Here is a 17271-nt window from a genome sequence, read left to right as displayed (position 1 = left end):
ATGTATGAAATAATCATGAATTCAGTTGATGATACAGAGCGTTTTGCGATGACACTTGCCAATTTACTAGAAGCTCAAGATACGATTACATTAGAAGGAGATTTAGGTGCAGGCAAGACAACGTTTACGAAGGCATTAGCAAAAGGGCTTGGTGTGAAAAGAACGGTCAACAGTCCAACATTTACAATCATTAAACAGTATGAAGGACGTTTACCCTTCAATCATTTAGATGTTTATCGTTTGGCTGAAAGTGACGAGGACCTTGGTTGGGATGAATTATTTTATGGAGATGCAGTATCAGTGGTAGAGTGGGCGCATTTAATTGAACAGGATTTGCCACAGAATCGATTAGCGATAGAGATTTATCGAATCGGAGACAATGAACGACGATTTGTGTTAATACCTAGTGGGGAACGCTATGAGGCACTATGTGAGGAGCTAATGAAATGATTTGGTTAGGAATAGAAACAGCGAATACACCACTTTCCGTTGCTATTGTAAGGGATGGAAAAGTGGTAGCTGAGCTGGTACAAAATATAAAATTAACACATTCAGCAGGCGCAATGCCCGCTATTGAAGAGGTATTAGCAAGAGCAGGTTTGAAGGCAGGCGACTTGGATGTGATTGCAGTGTCTGAAGGGCCTGGTTCGTATACAGGGGTCCGTATAGGTGTAACATTAGCGAAAACCCTAGCATGGACATTACAGATACCTTTAGTTGGTGTCTCTAGCTTAAAAGCATTAGCTGCAAATGCTTCCCTTTATAAGGGGTTAATTTGTCCAATTTTTGATGCAAGAAGAGATAACGTTTATACAGCTGTTTATCAAGGAGAGACACTAGAGGCTCTTGTGGAGGATCATCATGCACATATCGCGGATTTGTTAGAGCGTTTAAGGGCATTAGATGCACCTATTTTATTTGTAGGAACAGATGTGGGCATATTTTGGGATAACATTGTAGAGGAGCTTGGTGATAACGCTTTACGTGCACCTTTTAGTCTTGACTTGCCACGTGCAACGGAAGTTATTCGTGTAGGAACTAAAGTGGAGTTACCGAGTGTTGAAGCTACTCATCACTTTGTCCCACAATATAAACGAATTGCAGAGGCTGAAGCAAATTGGCTGAAAGAACAGAAGGAGAAAGAACATGAGTAGTGATGTAACTTATCGTAAAATGGTTTCTGATGATGTACCAGCAGTTTATGAAATTGAAGTAGCTTCATTTCCTGTACCTTGGACGTTGGATTCCTTTTACTATGAAGTACATGAAAATCAGTATGCCCATTATGTGCTGGCTGTTGATGCAAGTGGAAGTATTATTGGTTTTTGCGGGATGTGGATGGTTATAGATGCAGCCCAAATTACGAATGTAGCTGTTATTGAGGCAGCTCGTGGACGAGGTATAGGCGAGGGATTAATGCGTGAGGCAATGCAAATAGCTCGTTTACATGGAATGGAGGTTATGACATTGGAGGTACGAGTAACGAACACAGTTGCACAAAATCTTTATCGTAAGCTCCAATTCCAAGATGGTGGTATACGGAAAGGCTATTATACGGATAACGGGGAGGATGCCCTTGTCATGTGGGTGAATTTATAATGAATAATGGATTGATATTAGCAATAGAATCAAGCTGTGATGAAACAGCTGCAGCGATTATACGAAATGGTCATGAAATCGTGTCGAATGTTGTTGCTTCTCAAATAGAGAGTCATAAGCGATTTGGTGGCGTTGTTCCTGAAATTGCATCACGCCATCACGTTGAACAAATTACGATGGTAATTGAAGAAGCATTAGCTCAAGCAAATTTAAAGCCGGTAGATTTGGATGCGGTTGCTGTTACAGAGGGTCCGGGTCTTGTAGGGGCATTGTTGATTGGTATTAATGCAGCGAAGGCTTTTGCCTTTGCGAATAACCTACCAATTGTAGGTGTGCATCATATTGCAGGGCATATTTATGCCAATGCGCTTGTTCAACCGATGGAGTTCCCTTTATTAGCACTTGTAGTTTCAGGCGGTCATACAGAGCTTGTCTATATGAAGGAACATGGCTCTTTTGAGGTCATTGGTGAAACACGAGATGATGCAGCGGGTGAAGCTTATGATAAAGTGGCGCGTGTTTTAAATTTACCTTATCCTGGTGGGCCACATATTGATCGTCTTGCTCATGAGGAAGGAGAGGCTGTTCCTTTTCCAAGAGTATGGTTGGAAGAGGATTCGTATGATTTTAGCTTTAGCGGTTTAAAATCAGCTGTCATCAATTATAAACATAATATGGATCAACGAGGTGAAGCTATTTCACCAGCAGCTGTTGCCAAGGGCTTTCAGGAAAGTGTTGTTGAAGTACTGACTGCTAAAACATTACGTGCTGCTCGCGAATATCAGGTGAAACAGGTTATTGCAGCTGGAGGTGTAGCAGCAAATAAGGGGTTGCGAATTTCTTTGGAGACTGTTTTTGAAGAAGAAGGCATCCCGTTTTTTGTTCCCCCGCTTAAATTGTGTACGGATAATGCGGCAATGATTGGCGCAGCAGCTATGCCGATGTTTGAGGCTGGTATTCGAGGAAACTTAATGATGAATGGACGTCCAGGAATGGAGTTAAAATCCTGGGTATAGTATAGGAAAGAGGTATCTATATTTTTAGATACCTCTTTTATTAATTGTCGAATAATTGTTGATAAAAAAGAACCGTGCGAAGGGAATAGTCAGTAGAAGCATTACAATTGACAAATTTTTCAGAAAATTATCCACAGGTAAAGGAGCGAATTAAATGGCGAACACGCGTACTTATGCACAAATTGTTGATAACTTGTGTATAACTTGTGATTATTCAATATATAGTAGCTGGTTTTATACGATAGAATGTGGATAAAATAAATTTTTGTTGTGGACAATGTGGAAAACTCTGTTGATATGTTGGTATTACTAGATTTATAGTGTGAATAAAACTGTGGGCATTTTTTGTCGAAAAATAGCACTTGACCAATATATATGAAAAATGAAGACAAGTAAAGAAAAAGCCATGTGAAAGGTCACACGGCTTACATCATTTACATGCTAATATTTTCTAGTTCTTCATTTAGCTCAAGCCATTCTAATTCTAATAGCTCATGCTGTTCTTTAGCAGTTGCTAATTCTGCTTGAAGCATTGAAATTTTTTCATGGTCGGTAAAAATGGCAGAGTCACAAAGAGCTTCTTCTAGTCTTGCAACCATAGCAGATGTTTCTTGCATCTTGCTTTCTAAATCTTCAATCGTACGTCTAATTTGACGTTCACGCTTTTTTGCTTCTTTATCAATTTTTGATGTAGACGTTTTATCAGGGAGGTCTTGCTGTACTTGTGGTTGGGAGGCAGCCTTCATTTGTGCTAGCTCTAATAGTTCCTGCTTTTTCTCAACGTAATAATCGTAATCACCTAAATATTCAAATGAACCCGTTCCAGATAACTCCACCACTTTTGTTGCGATACGATTAATGAAGTAGCGGTCGTGTGAGACAAATAGAAGCGTACCTGGATAATCGATCAAGGCATTTTCTAATACCTCTTTGCTATCTAAGTCTAAATGGTTGGTAGGCTCATCTAGAATTAAGAAATTAGCCTTTTGCATCATTAGCTTTGCGAGTGCAAGGCGTGCTTTTTCACCGCCCGATAAAGAGGATACAGCTTTATCCACATCTTCACCACTAAAAAGAAAACGCCCTAATACAGTTCGAATATCTTTTTCGTTCATGAGTGGCCATTCATCCCATAATTCTTTTAGGACACTCTTATTGCTCGATAGCTTTGCTTGCTCTTGATCATAGTAGCCGATTTGTACATTCGTACCATATCGAATACTACCTCCAAGAGGGGATAAATCTTTTACAATTGTTTTTAATAATGTCGATTTACCAACTCCGTTTGGTCCAACAAGGGCAATACGATCCTCACGAAAAGTGCGGAGGTTTATCCCACTAGAAATGGTACGTTCGTTATAACCAATCGTTAATTCATCAACAGATAAAACATCATTTCCACTTTGACGTTCAATCGTGAAACCGAAACTAGCGGATTTCTCATCACCATCCGGCGATTCCATCCACTCGGTACGTTCAAGCATTTTACGTCGACTTTGTGCCATTTTTGTTGTAGAAGCACGTGCAATATTTTTTTGGATAAAATCCTCTAGCTTGGCCTTTTCATCTTGCTGACGTTCAAAGAGTTTGACATCACGCTCATAATTTTTAGCTTTTTCATCTAGATATGCACTATAATTACCCGGATATTTGGTAACGCGATGACGAGATACTTCGTAGACAATAGAAACGACTTGGTCTAAGAAGTAGCGGTCATGGGAAACAATTAAAATAGCGCCTTCATAGCCCTTTAAATAGGATTCCAACCAAGATAGTGTTTCGATATCTAAATGGTTCGTTGGCTCATCGAGAATTAAAAGATCTGGTTTACTAAGTAAGAGCTTAGCAAGTGCTAAACGTGTGCGCTGTCCACCAGATAAGGAACTGATGGGTTTATCATAGTCTTCGGAATAAAATTGCATACCATGAAGGACTGACCGTATGTCTGATTCATATTGATAGCCACCTGCATCTTTAAACGTATGCTGTAATTGATCGTATTCCGACATAACTTTCGCATACATAGTAGGGTTTTCATAGACAGTAGGATCAGCCATTTGTTGTTCAAGTGAGCGTAGCAGCTGTTCTTGGGCTAAAAGAGATTCAAATATAGTCATCATTTCATTCCAAATTGTTAGCGTAGAGTTTAATCCTGCATGTTGCTCTAAATAGCCTATTTGAATATCCTTTGGGATAATGATATCACCTGAATCATAAGACATTTGACCAGCAATTATTTTTAATAAAGTAGATTTACCTGCACCGTTTCGTCCTACTAAGGCAACACGGTCACGGTGTTGAACTTCTAATTTAACACCACTTAAAATTTCATCTGCAAGAAAGGATTTAGTTAGTTGATTGACCTGTAAAACAATCATTCTTGACACCTCAATTCTACCTTAGTGTAAAGGATGAACGATTTGCATGCAATGTCCGTGCTTTACTTATTCCTAGCAGTCATGTAAGATTGAAACGATTTCTTTTTAGTTAGCTGCGTATAAGGCGCCATTAACTAAAGAGAAATACAGCAGGGGATTGCAAAAATGTTGTATATTGTTAAGGATGAATGTATTAAAATTAGTAGTTAAAGACAGTAAAATTGATGGAGGTACATCATAAGGAGGAAAAAGTTTGAAACAAGAATTAAAAATTCCACAAGCCACTACAAAAAGACTTCCTCTTTACTATCGATTTATTCAAAACTTTGCACAAGAAGGTATGGAACGTATTTCGTCGAAGGAATTGAGTGAAGCGATGAAAATAGATTCTGCAACTATTCGCCGTGATTTTTCTTATTTTGGTGCACTTGGGAAAAAAGGTTATGGCTACGATGTGCAACATCTATTACAATTTTTTAGCCAGACGCTTGATCAACATGAAACGACAAAAGTAGCGTTAATTGGTGTGGGGAATTTAGGCAGTGCATTATTAAAATATAATTTTCAAAAAAACCATAATACACATATTGTGGTAGCATTCGATTCAAAAGCACCGAAGGATGGCAAAATGATCAGTAACATTCCGGTCTTTCATCCAGATTTATTGGAAGAAAAATATGCAGAATACGGTGCAGAGCTTGCTATTTTAACCGTTTCACCACGCTCCGCTCAAAAAATGGCGGATCGCTTAGCAGCCATGAATGCAAAGGGAATTTTAAACTTTACGCCAGAGCGATTAACAGTACCTGATAGAATGCAGCTTTTAACAATCGATTTATCGGTAGAGTTGCAAGCGCTTATTTATTTAATACGTAATCAGGAAGAGTGAAAACCATACATATTTTTTAGTGTAATTCCCCGTTTCTGTCAAATAGATAATTTAAATAAAATGAGGTCAAATCAGTGAGTGTGACGAAAAACTTTCACATATAATTAGTTAGCAAAATGGCGAAATATGCGTTAAAATGATGGATATAAAGAGGAGGTGGCTGTAATGGGTGGTATTGGTCCTATGAGCCTCATTATTATCGGAGTTGTCGCGTTACTAATTTTTGGTCCTAAAAAGTTACCAGAGCTTGGTAAGGCATTTGGTTCAACACTACGTGAATTCAAAAATGCTACTAAAGGTTTAGCCGACGAAGATGATGATGATAAGAAAAAGAAAGAACTAGATAAGTAAGTTAGGATGTTGAGGAATGAATCCAAAAGATCTAACTGTCATTGAGCATATAGAAGAATTAAGAAAACGGCTGTTCATTGTTGCCGTTTTCTTTGTTCTAGCTATGGCCGGCGCCTTTTTTGTCGCAAAGCCACTTGTAAAATACCTTCAAATGACTGGAGCCAAATATAATATAGAACTCCATGCATTTGATGTAGTCACACCACTTGCAATTTATATACAAGTTGTTTTTATAATTGCATTTATTCTTTCATCACCAGTGTTGATGTATCAATTATGGTCGTTTATTAGCCCTGGATTAAGGGAAGTAGAGCGTAAAGCAACTCTAAGCTATATTCCGTATTCATTTTTATTGTTTCTTGCAGGGTTATCTTTTTCATACTTTTTACTATTCCCATATGTCATCAAATTCATGATGAATTTATCGAATGATTTGGAGATAAAGCAAACCATTGGCATACATCAGTATTTTACATTCTTGTTTAAGCTTACAATACCCTTTGGTTTCCTTTTCCAATTGCCAATTGTTGTTTTATTCTTTTCACGAATTGGCATATTAAGTCCAGAATTACTAATTCGTATTCGTAAATACTCGTACTTTGGTTTATTTGTATGTGCTGCGATTATTGCACCGCCTGAATTGGCTTCGCATTTAATGGTTTCAGTTCCACTGTTTATTTTGTATGAAATTAGTATTATGATTTCACGAATCGGCTATAAGAAATATCTTAAATCCGAAGAGATTCGATTAAAAGAAGAGCAGGAAGCGGAACAAAAGCGCCAGATTGAAGAGGCACTTGAGCAGCAACGACGACAAATAGAAGAATTGAATCAACAGTAATAAATAAAGCTCGGTGCCCTAAATGGGACACCGAGCTTTTGTGTTATTTTTGCATCTTACAATCGCTTTACAAAAATTTATTGCATTTTTTCGAGTTCTTGAAGAAACTTTTGCAATGGTTCCGCATAGAATTGTACAAGTGTCACAAATCCATTAAGCATGACGTGTGCAATAATAGACGTCCAAATGCGCTTTGTTTTGTGATATAAAAAGGCGAAAATTAAACCACAAATGGTATAAAGCAAGATATGTGAGAAGTCGAAGTGGATAATCGCAAAGAAAATGGCACTCACAATTGCTGCCACCCAGAAATTTGTTGTTTGGACAAGCGAGCCAAAGATCACTCTACGGAAGACGAATTCTTCTAAGATTGGCCCGAATACAACAATTGCTAATATAGCGATGGGAGCACCTTTAGCTATCGCGACAATATCTGCAGTATTTTGTGAGCCTCCTTCAATACCGAAAACAGCCATCTCAATAGCTGCACCAATCATTTGTCCAAAGAACACTAGGAAGAAGCCGATGATTCCCCACACAATTGTAAGAGGTATCGTTTCTTTTTTTCCTTGGTAAATGTTCCAAAATGCTTTATCTCGAGATGTAAGGATTAAGCTTAAAATGAGCGCTACCGCAAAACTTAGTGCGATATACCAACCTTGAGTAATAGGAGCCGCTTGTTCAGAAGCTAAACCAGTTACCTTCATGATGAGCCTATGGAACGGTAAGAGCAACCATCTGCTAGAGATTTGCATCAAGATATAAATCAGCAAAACATACAGGGCTGTTTTTTTATGTTTCGTTACTTTTTGAGAATTAGTCACAGTCAAAATCCTTTCCATTCATATGCTTCCTTTCTATTGTAGAGGAATATGGAAAGAAAACAAAATTTTTTGAAGTTCTGACTTGCAAAAAAAAGAGTGATTGATTATCATAATAATTGTGTTAGCACTCATTGATATAGAGTGCTAATAAATATCAACAATTATTTAATTATTAGGAGGTTGTTTCACTTGTTAAGACCACTAGGAGATCGTATTGTAATTGAACTAATCGAGGTAGAAGAAAAATCTGCATTCGGTATTGTACTACCTGACTCTGCAAAAGAAAAACCACAAGAAGGTAAAGTAGTAGCAGTTGGGACAGGTCGTGTATTAGAGAACGGGCAACGTGTAGAGCTTGACGTTAAAGTTGACGACCGCATTATTTTCTCTAAATACGCTGGCACAGAAGTTAAATTTGAAGGTAATGAATACCTAATTTTACGCGAAAGCGATATTCTTGCAATTATTGAATAAGAACTTTAAAGGCACCTTACGTAAGGTGAATACTTATTGTTTGCATAACAAATGTGACAATAAGGTGAAATTGATATAAATATATTGAAGAAGCTTAACGAATATTCCATTTCAGGAGGGTAAATTCTCATGGCAAAAGATATTAAATTCTCAGAAGACGCTCGTTCATTAATGTTACAAGGTGTAGATAAATTAGCAAATGCAGTAAAAGTAACATTAGGACCAAAAGGACGTAATGTTGTTTTAGAAAAAAAATTCGGTTCACCACTTATTACAAATGATGGTGTGACAATCGCTAAAGAAATCGAACTAGAAAACCCATACGAAAACATGGGAGCAAAATTAGTAGCAGAAGTTGCTTCTAAGACAAACGAAATCGCTGGTGATGGTACAACTACAGCAACAGTATTAGCTCAAGCAATTATTCGTGAAGGCTTGAAAAACGTTACAGCTGGCGCAAATCCAGTAGGTATCCGTAAAGGTATCGATAAAGCAGTTGCTGCAGCACTTACTGAATTACACGCTATTTCTCGCCCAGTAAGCAATAAGGAAGAAATTGCACAAGTTGCTGCTATTTCTGCTGCAGATGATGAAGTTGGACAACTAATCGCTGAAGCAATGGAACGCGTTGGTAACGATGGAGTTATTACAATTGAAGAATCAAAAGGCTTCACAACAGAGTTAGATGTAGTTGAGGGTATGCAGTTTGATCGTGGTTATGCTTCTCACTACATGGTAACTGACACAGATAAAATGGAAGCGGTTCTTGATAACCCATACATTTTAATTACTGATAAAAAAATTACAAACATTCAAGAAGTATTACCATTATTAGAGCAAGTGGTGCAACAAGGTCGTCCACTTTTAATGATTGCTGAAGATGTAGAAGGTGAAGCTCTTGCAACACTTGTTGTGAACAAACTTCGTGGTACATTTAATGCTGTAGCAGTAAAAGCACCAGGTTTCGGTGATCGACGTAAAGCAATGCTTGAAGATATTGCTATCCTGACAGGTGGACAAGTGATTACAGAAGAATTAGGCTTAGACCTAAAATCAGCTGATATTTCTGCACTTGGTCGTGCAGCAAAAGTTGTTGTAACAAAAGACAACACAACAATCGTTGAAGGTGTAGGCGGAGCAGACGCAATTGAATCACGCATTGGTCAAATTCGTGCACAACTTGCTGAAACTACTTCAGAGTTCGATAAAGAAAAATTACAAGAACGTCTTGCAAAATTAGCAGGCGGTGTAGCAGTTATCAAAGTTGGTGCTGCAACAGAAACAGAGCTGAAAGAGCGTAAACTTCGTATTGAGGATGCTTTAAACTCAACTCGTGCGGCTGTTGAAGAAGGTATCGTATCAGGTGGTGGTACTGCTCTTCTAAACGTCTATGCAGCAGTAGAAAAAGCAGCTGAAGCAGTAGAAGGCGACGTATCAACAGGTGTGAAAATCGTTCTACGTGCTTTAGAAGAACCAGTTCGTCAAATTGCTAATAATGCTGGTCTTGAAGGATCAATTATCGTAGATCGTCTAAAACGTGAAGAAGTTGGCATTGGTTTCAATGCAGCAACTGGCGAATGGGTAAACATGATGGAAGCAGGCGTAGTAGACCCAGCAAAAGTAACTCGCTCAGCTTTACAAAACGCAGCATCAGTTGCAGCCCTATTCTTAACAACAGAAGCGGTTGTAGCAGATATCCCTGAAGCAGCACCAGCAATGCCAGATATGAGCGGCATGGGCGGTATGCCAGGAATGATGTAAGATTTAGTTAGCCTATAAGCACAATCTTTTAAGTAATATGACCACTTTCCATAGTTTTATGGAAAGTGGTTTTTTATTTTGATTTTTTATTAGAACTGAGTTTAAATAAAAATCCCTAAATTTTCTTCGCTATATAATATCCGGAATTTACAATGAGCTGTTTTAATTTCTATCGGAACAATAATTTTAGCGAATTAAAACCCGCCAGTAGTGGAATATTTATCTACTGAATGTATGCATAATTTATAATTAAAAATTTTCCTGTTGTTTTTCAATGGATTATCACTTACAATACAAAATGAAAATGATAATCGTTATCATTAACTAAAAGTTTAATAGATAGAGGTGAAATTTTGGATAGACAGGAAGCTAACAGAATAGGAATGGGCAATATTTATTATGTTATTATCTTGCTTTTAATAGTCTCTATTTTAATATCTGCCGTTTTTTCTGTATCAATAGGACAAGTCAGCATTCCTTTCAAGCAATCGATGGATATTTTGCTACATACTATATCCAATGGAAAACTTGGAACACTTGATAGTGTGGAAAGTGAATCCTATTTGAATATTATTCTACAGGTCAGAATGCCGCGTGTGGTTTTTGCCTTATTGATTGGTGTCGGTCTTGCATTGTGTGGGGCTGTCATGCAGGCAGTTGTCCAAAACCCGCTTGCTGATCCATACATACTTGGTATTTCTTCAGGAGCGTCATTAGGTGCAACCTTTGCTATTCTAGTTGGTTTTGGGAGTAGTGCATTGTTAGCACAATTTGGAGTAGCCTTTGGTGCATTTGCAGGGGCGATGATTACCTCTATGGCAGTGCTTATCTTATCCAGCATTGGAGGTAAAGCAACCTCAGTAAAATTGGTTTTATCAGGGGTTGTTATCGGTGCATTATGTAGTTCGTTTTCAAGCCTTATCATCTTTTTTGCCAATAATGCAGAGGGCATCAAAACGGTTACGTTCTGGTCTATGGGGAGTTTAGCATCTGCCAGCTGGGACAAAACACCAATTTTAACAATCGTGATTGTACTAGGAGCTGCATTATTCCTTTTCCAACATCGTGTGCTAAACACAATGCTACTTGGGGATGAATCAGCTATCACCTTAGGGATCAATTTAAGTGCTTATCGTAAATTATATATGATTCTTACCTCGCTTATTACAGGAACGATGGTCGCTTATGCAGGTATGATCGGTTTTGTTGGTTTAATTATTCCTCATATCACAAGAGGTATTTTCGGGGCAGATCACAAACGATTAATGTTAGGAACATTGCTCTTAGGAGGCCTTTTCATGATTTGGGCTGATATTCTGTCTAGAACATTAATCCAAAATGTGGAATTACCGATTGGTATTATTACTTCTGTCATTGGGTCACCATTATTTATCTATATGATTGTAAAAAAAGGTTACAACTTCGGAGGGTAGAACAATGGAATTAGTAGCAAAGGAAATAGAAGTAAAAATCGGCAAAAAGGAAATCGTAAAAAACGTATCCATTCATGTGAATAAGCAACAATTTGTGGGCTTAATCGGACCAAACGGATGCGGAAAATCAACTTTACTGAAAAGCATTTATAAAAGCCTAGTACCTCAAAAAGGGATGGTCTTCTTAGATGATTTGGATGTTTTAAAAAGCGCCGAAAAAAAGATTTCTCAACACTTAGGTGTAGTTGGACAATTCAATGAAATGCACTTTGATTTAACGGTACAACAAATGGTGATGTTAGGTAGAACACCTCACAAAAAAATGCTAGAGTCAGATAACCAAAAGGATTTTGACATCGTAGAAGAGGCATTGACAAGAACAAACTTACAATCTTATAGAGAGCGCAGTTTTCTTTCACTATCTGGTGGCGAAAAGCAAAGGGTTATTTTAGCTAGAACGATTGCCCAGCAGCCTAAATTTATGATTTTAGATGAGCCAACAAATCATTTAGATATTCGTTATCAAATTGAAATACTATCCTGTGTAAAAAGTTTAAACATCGGTGTTTTAGCAGCTCTTCATGATCTAGAAATGGCAGCACATTACTGTGATTATCTTTATGCAGTAAAAGATGGTGAAATCTATGCACATGGTACACCCCAAGAAGTTTTAACACCAGAAACAATAGAAGCTTTATATCATATCAAATGTCAAACATTTACTAATCCAGTGACGAATGGATTAGGCTTTGCATATGGACTGTAGGAGGAAAAACATGAAGAAAAAATTATTATTAGGAATTGGTTTAGCGGCTTTATTAACATTAACAGCCTGCGGTAACACATCAAAAGATGCATCTAAGGAAGCACAAACAAAAGAGCATTATCCACTGACAATTGAGAACTTTACAAAGGCTGAAGGTGGATCAACATGGGAAAAGAAAGATCAAGTATTTGATAAAGCACCTGAAAGAATTATGGCAAATACACGCCCAGCTGCAGAATTATTATTACATTTAGGATTAGGCGATAAAATCGTTGGTGTTGGTGCAAACTTTGGTGCAGTTGATAAAGCTGTTGAAGAAGAGTATGCTAAGCTAAATATTTTAAGTGATGAATATGTTGGGAAAGAGGTTACATTAGGTACTGATCCTGATTTAGTATTTGGTCGTGGTGGCTTATTTGATAATGCTGAATGGGGAGTAGGGACAGTAGATTCGCTTAATGAAATGGGTGTAAAAACATATGTTTTAGAGTCATCCGTAACAGGCGGCACATATGATTCTATTTATAAAGATATAAAGAATATTGGTGAAATTTTTAATGTTCAAGACAAAGCAGATAGCTTTATTAAAGAATTAAAAGGTCGACAACAAGATATTTCCTCAAAATTAGAAAGTATAAAAGAAGAAAAAACATTTGCCTATTTGCATACAAATGATCCAAAAGAGCTTTTTGTTTATCCAGCACACGATGAAACATTCTTTAATGATGCATTCAAAATGGTTAAATTAGATAATATTTTTAAGGATGAGACAGGCGATGTCAGTGTTGAAACATTAATTGCAGCAGATCCAGATGTATTAATTCTTCCTAACTGGGATGGTTCTGATTTGACAAAAGTACGTGAAGAAATTTATGCGAATCCTAAACTTTCCAGCATGAAGGCTATTAAAAATAAACAAATGTATATTGTAGATTACAATTATATGTTTGGCTATGGCTATAATACAATTGATGGAATGGAAGCATTAGCAAAAGAAATGTATCCAGACTTATTTAAATAAAACAAAAAGCGCTGTCCTAGCGGGTCGAATAAATGACACGTTAGGGCAGCGTTTTCTAAATACGGAGGAATAATTATTGTTATGACTGTAGAAGCTGCTCTTTATTTACTATTGTGGTTATTAACTTAGAATTTTCAGTGTTCCAGCAGACGGATACAGGATGCTGCGGATCGAGATAGAATAATTGAGTAAAAAGGTCTTGTCTTGTTTTTTTTATGGTAGTTGTATCAAGCAAATAGGGCGATAGGATTGGCAATAAGCCTGTTTTAAAAAGAGCCTCTTTTAAAGTCCAAAACTCATAAAAAACATGTAAAGGCTGATGAGAGACCAATTGACGCTCTATCTCAGAAAGCGCATATATCATCATATCTTCACTTACTGGCTTTATTTCTTCAACATCAATGCCCACTCGTCCGATAGTGGTGACTGCTAACACTATCCAATCCCCAGAATGAGAGAGATTAAAATCCCCCTGCCAATGTGGGTGTCCAGCAATATATGGGCGCCCACATTCATTATGAGCTAGATGTAACAGAACGTCATCTATATAGGGAAGGAGTGCCCATCTAATAAGAGTGCTACCTAGCAACGCTCTTTGCTGATCCTGCCAGCGCTTGTATTGCTGAACTTTTCTTTGCACCTCAAAAGGGAGTGCTTTAAGGAAAGCATCCCGTTCTGGTGGTGCTAACTGTACTCCTAGAGGAAGTGCAAATAACTGTATAGTTTGTTTTATCATCTTATATTGACTTGTTTTGGCTCAGGAAAGTAGCCTGTATCAATGCCATATTGAATCATTCTATAAATAAAGGCTTTATTTGGTGCCGCACATTCAATCTTGGTAGGAGCTAAAAATTCTATCGTTTTTTTGCAATTGAAGATAAATGGGGAGTCACTTGCTCCATCACCTTCAAGCTGCGCAATGGCTAACGATAAATATCCCTGTACACCTCTTGAATGATCGCCATTTAATAGCCAATCAGTATACTCTTGTTTTGAAACAATTGTTAAGTCGTAACCAATTTCCTTAAGCATATCGATTAATTCTAAATAAGTAAGTGATACAGGGTTACATAAATGGAAGACATGGCCGCTGGTTGCTGGCTGGCTTGCCAAAGAAACAAGTGCCTGACTAGCATAATTGATTGGTGTGAAGTCAACATGCCATTGTGCGGTAGGTGTTTTACCTAAATAAAGCATTGATTTAATCATACGGTAAAAGGCATTGTCATCGATATTACGTTGGAATTTACCTGTTTCAGAGTGACAGCTTAAATTTCCTACACGATAAATGGAGACAGGGATTCCATCCTGTACAGCGTTTCGAACAAGGTTTTCTGCTTCTAGCTTACTTTGAGTATAAACATTATCAAGCTTAACATTGTAATTGAAGTTACCTTTTGCTTCATTTGGTCCCCATTGTATGGCGGCTAGCTCCTCTGGAATGCCAATTGTCGATACATAATGGAAATGCACACCTGGTTTCTGTTTGGCTATTTCAAGCAAGTAGCGAGTTCCATTCACATTGACATTATTAAAATGATCAGCTGCACCAAAATGACGTACATCTGCACCACAATGAATGATAGCATTAATTTCTTTCATAATGATTTTTTCATCTTTATCAGATAAGTGTAGTCGTTGCTTCCCTAAGTCACCTTGGATAACAGTAATACGATCTTTCATCTGCTGAGCAATAGTATTGCCAAAATAAAATTGCATACTCTCTCTTAGTTTATCTTCAATCGTAGTTTGGGTGCTTGGTCGAATAAGGCAATATATGTGCGCAGTTGTTGTTGCTAATAGCTCATATAATACATGACTACCTAAATAACCTGTAGCACCTGTTAGTAATACCGATGTCATTGGCAAGGGCTTCACATTTTGGGAGACTTTTAGAGGACTAGGCTCCATTAAGTCTTTGAATACAATGCTTTTAGCTGGCTCGTCTTGATCTTCAATCGCTTCTGGTTGATAATGACGAATATAATGATCTAGTTCAGCAATCGTTTGATATTGGAAGAAATCCTGAATCTTTAAGAATGGTATATGTTTTTTCACTTGTACAAGAATCTCGAGCACTTTTAGCGAATGCCCTCCGATATGAAAGAAGTTATCGTGAATGCCAATTGGCTCAATACCGAGTACAAATTCCCATGCAGTAGCAAGCATACGCTGTGTATCATTTTCTGGGGCAATATACGTAATACTGCGTGATAAAGTTAATTCCAATGAAGCTAAGTGTTTTCGATCAATTTTTCCTGTAGGGGATAATGGCATTTCTTGCAATTCAATAAATTGCTCTGGCACCATATAATCTGGTAAAAGATTTGCTAAGTAGTCCCTTAAAAGATTCTCCTCAAGCTGCATCCCACTTGCCACCGTATAGTAGGCAAATAAATGATTATTCCCATCAGCCATTTTTTTTGCAATGATCACAGCTTCCTGAATGCTCGTATGATTGCTCAATACGGTTTCGATTTCTCCAAGTTCAATACGGAAGCCTCTTACTTTAATTTGAGAGTCTTTACGCCCAACAAATTCAATGACACCAGTTGGCAATAGTCGAACTAAATCACCTGTTCGATACATTTTTTGATCTGGCTTTAAGAGATGAGGTACAAATACTTCAGCTGTTTTTTCAGGCTGATGTAAATAACCTGCTGCTAAACCAGCACCAGCAATACATAATTCTCCGATTACATTAACGGGACATAGCTGATCGTCCGTGTTAATAACGTACATTTCATAATTGGCGATTGGTCTACCAATAGGGATACTAGATTGCATGTCTGTTATCTGACTTTTCACCTTAAAATAGGAGGACAATACTGTACATTCAGTTGGTCCATACACATTAATAATTTCTGTAGAGAGTCCAAATTTGTCTTGCCATTTTTGAACAATGGCAGGCAATAGGGCTTCACCACCTACAGATAAATAATTTAATGTCGAAAGCTTTTTTCTATAGCTTACTGGTAAATGTGTAGCTAGCTGTGTAAAGAAAGCATTTGGAACAGTAGCGGTAGTTACTTGCTCACGGTCGATCATATCAGCAAATGCCTCAATGGACAAACGCTCTATACTTGTAAGCATATGAAGTCTTGCACCTGAAAATAAAGCAGTAAAGGTTTCTGTTATAGAAGGGTCAAAACTAAAAGAAATAAACTGGGAATAAACATCTTCTTTAGTTGAATGGTAGATTCGTTGATTATCTGTTATTAAATTAATGACAGCCTCATGCTTAAGCATGACGCCTTTTGGCTTACCTGTTGAACCAGATGTATAAATAATATAGGCTAAATCGGATGGAAGAAGTTCACATTGGATATTTTCCTGTGAATATCCTTGCTCCATTTGGTTGATTGTGAACACTGTGCGTGTTTGGGAATCATTATGTATAAAATCATTCAGTAGAGCTGTATGTTCGTTTTTCGTTATGATAAATGGAGCACCTGTATCGTTTAATAGGTACTGACAACGTTCTTTTGGATAGCTCGGATCAATGGGAACATAAACTCCACCAGCTTTCAGGATACCTAACAAACTAATGACGGTTTCTTTACTGCGTTCCATAACTATCGCTACATAGTTTCCTTTTTGTAGACCGTTGGCAACTAACATATGAGCAACTTGGTTGGATTGTTCATTTAGCTGACGGTAGGTAAGTTTTCCACCTCCATAGGATAATGCGATTCGTTCCGCAAATTTTTGTGCTGCCTGATAAAATACGTCAGGTATTGTGGTGTTTTGATCGTAGTCAGCTATTGTACGGTTTAACGTTTGATATGCGAGTAAGTCTTCTCTGTTTAATAATTGTGTACTATTGGATTGAAGTGTTTGTTGGTCAAAAGAAAGCGTATTATTCTGTGATGGGTGTACATCAAATTCTTTTTTATGATTCAATTATGACAACTCCTA

Annotated in this window: 16 protein-coding genes; 12 read left to right on the top strand and 4 right to left on the bottom strand. The window is 37.5% G+C overall.

From position 1 onward, the window contains the following. Genes tsaE through tsaD form a run of 4 tightly spaced genes read left to right on the top strand, consistent with a single transcriptional unit; the run spans nucleotide 1 to nucleotide 2615 of the window. Nucleotides 1-450, top strand: a complete 450-nt coding sequence (gene tsaE, locus QH639_RS03080) for a tRNA (adenosine(37)-N6)-threonylcarbamoyltransferase complex ATPase subunit type 1 TsaE (protein WP_131522369.1) — start codon at nucleotides 1-3, stop codon at nucleotides 448-450. Further along, nucleotides 447-1154, top strand: a complete 708-nt coding sequence (gene tsaB, locus QH639_RS03075) for a tRNA (adenosine(37)-N6)-threonylcarbamoyltransferase complex dimerization subunit type 1 TsaB (RefSeq protein WP_131522368.1) — start codon at nucleotides 447-449, stop codon at nucleotides 1152-1154. Before tsaE ends, tsaB begins: the two co-directional genes overlap by 4 nt. Then, entirely contained in the window at nucleotides 1147-1599 is a 453-nt protein-coding gene (rimI, locus tag QH639_RS03070) for a ribosomal protein S18-alanine N-acetyltransferase (protein ID WP_054548892.1), read from the top strand. Before tsaB ends, rimI begins: the two co-directional genes overlap by 8 nt. Then, the gene (gene tsaD / locus QH639_RS03065; protein WP_048394920.1) at nucleotides 1599-2615 is read left to right on the top strand and encodes a tRNA (adenosine(37)-N6)-threonylcarbamoyltransferase complex transferase subunit TsaD; all 1017 of its coding nucleotides are present in this window, start codon (nucleotides 1599-1601) and stop codon (nucleotides 2613-2615) included. Before rimI ends, tsaD begins: the two co-directional genes overlap by 1 nt. 434 nt (nucleotides 2616-3049) lie before the next feature. On the opposite strand, the gene QH639_RS03060 is transcribed toward tsaD, so the two are convergent. Then, the gene (locus QH639_RS03060; protein ID WP_237898784.1) at nucleotides 3050-4993 is read right to left on the bottom strand and encodes an ABC transporter ATP-binding protein; all 1944 of its coding nucleotides are present in this window, start codon (nucleotides 4991-4993) and stop codon (nucleotides 3050-3052) included. Between the two features lie 253 nt (nucleotides 4994-5246). Between QH639_RS03060 and QH639_RS03055 the strand changes: the two genes are divergently transcribed. From QH639_RS03055 to tatC, 3 genes are all read left to right on the top strand, one after another. Further along, the gene (locus QH639_RS03055; RefSeq protein ID WP_004224350.1) at nucleotides 5247-5882 is read left to right on the top strand and encodes a redox-sensing transcriptional repressor Rex; all 636 of its coding nucleotides are present in this window, start codon (nucleotides 5247-5249) and stop codon (nucleotides 5880-5882) included. 165 nt (nucleotides 5883-6047) lie between these two features. Continuing rightward, nucleotides 6048-6233, top strand: coding sequence for a twin-arginine translocase TatA/TatE family subunit (locus tag QH639_RS03050; protein WP_008176991.1), 186 nt, complete (start codon nucleotides 6048-6050; stop codon nucleotides 6231-6233). Between the two features lie 16 nt (nucleotides 6234-6249). Then, the gene (tatC, locus tag QH639_RS03045) at nucleotides 6250-7074 is read left to right on the top strand and encodes a twin-arginine translocase subunit TatC (protein WP_131522365.1); all 825 of its coding nucleotides are present in this window, start codon (nucleotides 6250-6252) and stop codon (nucleotides 7072-7074) included. A gap of 77 nt (nucleotides 7075-7151) precedes the next feature. On the opposite strand, the gene QH639_RS03040 is transcribed toward tatC, so the two are convergent. Beyond that, entirely contained in the window at nucleotides 7152-7916 is a 765-nt protein-coding gene (locus tag QH639_RS03040; protein WP_115672985.1) for a CPBP family intramembrane glutamic endopeptidase, read from the bottom strand. A gap of 171 nt (nucleotides 7917-8087) precedes the next feature. On the opposite strand from QH639_RS03040, the gene groES reads away from it, so the two are divergent. The 5 genes from groES to QH639_RS03015 all read left to right on the top strand — a co-directional run bounded on the left by groES (nucleotide 8088) and on the right by QH639_RS03015 (nucleotide 13353). Next, nucleotides 8088-8372: a co-chaperone GroES gene (gene groES, locus QH639_RS03035; RefSeq protein WP_004224358.1), complete on the top strand. Its 285-nt coding sequence runs from the start codon at nucleotides 8088-8090 to the stop codon at nucleotides 8370-8372. A 129-nt stretch (nucleotides 8373-8501) separates the two neighbouring features. Next, complete coding sequence (gene groL / locus QH639_RS03030) at nucleotides 8502-10133, top strand: chaperonin GroEL (protein ID WP_004224361.1); 1632 nt, start codon at nucleotides 8502-8504, stop codon at nucleotides 10131-10133. A 353-nt stretch (nucleotides 10134-10486) separates the two neighbouring features. Beyond that, the gene (locus QH639_RS03025) at nucleotides 10487-11566 is read left to right on the top strand and encodes a FecCD family ABC transporter permease (RefSeq protein ID WP_009374126.1); all 1080 of its coding nucleotides are present in this window, start codon (nucleotides 10487-10489) and stop codon (nucleotides 11564-11566) included. Between the two features lie 4 nt (nucleotides 11567-11570). Next, on the top strand, nucleotides 11571-12332 hold the full coding sequence (locus QH639_RS03020; protein ID WP_054548890.1) for an ABC transporter ATP-binding protein: 762 nt from the start codon (nucleotides 11571-11573) through the stop codon (nucleotides 12330-12332). A 10-nt stretch (nucleotides 12333-12342) separates the two neighbouring features. Beyond that, nucleotides 12343-13353 (top strand): ABC transporter substrate-binding protein, encoded by a 1011-nt coding sequence (locus tag QH639_RS03015; protein ID WP_281115648.1) that lies wholly within the window; start codon nucleotides 12343-12345, stop codon nucleotides 13351-13353. A gap of 79 nt (nucleotides 13354-13432) precedes the next feature. Here the strand turns inward: QH639_RS03015 and QH639_RS03010 are convergent, their stop codons facing one another. Further along, nucleotides 13433-14089 (bottom strand): 4'-phosphopantetheinyl transferase family protein, encoded by a 657-nt coding sequence (locus tag QH639_RS03010; protein ID WP_281115647.1) that lies wholly within the window; start codon nucleotides 14087-14089, stop codon nucleotides 13433-13435. Further along, nucleotides 14086-17256 carry a non-ribosomal peptide synthetase family protein gene (locus QH639_RS03005; protein WP_281115646.1) on the bottom strand — a complete coding sequence of 1057 codons (3171 nt, stop codon included), beginning with the start codon at nucleotides 17254-17256 and terminating at the stop codon, nucleotides 14086-14088. The genes QH639_RS03010 and QH639_RS03005 overlap by 4 nt, the downstream gene beginning before the upstream one ends. Between the last annotated feature and the right edge of the window lie 15 nt (nucleotides 17257-17271).

The organism is Lysinibacillus sp. 1 U-2021, from assembly GCF_029916965.1.
GTDB classification, from domain to species: domain Bacteria; phylum Bacillota; class Bacilli; order Bacillales_A; family Planococcaceae; genus Lysinibacillus; species Lysinibacillus capsici.
This window is presented reverse-complemented; position numbering and strand designations above follow the sequence as displayed.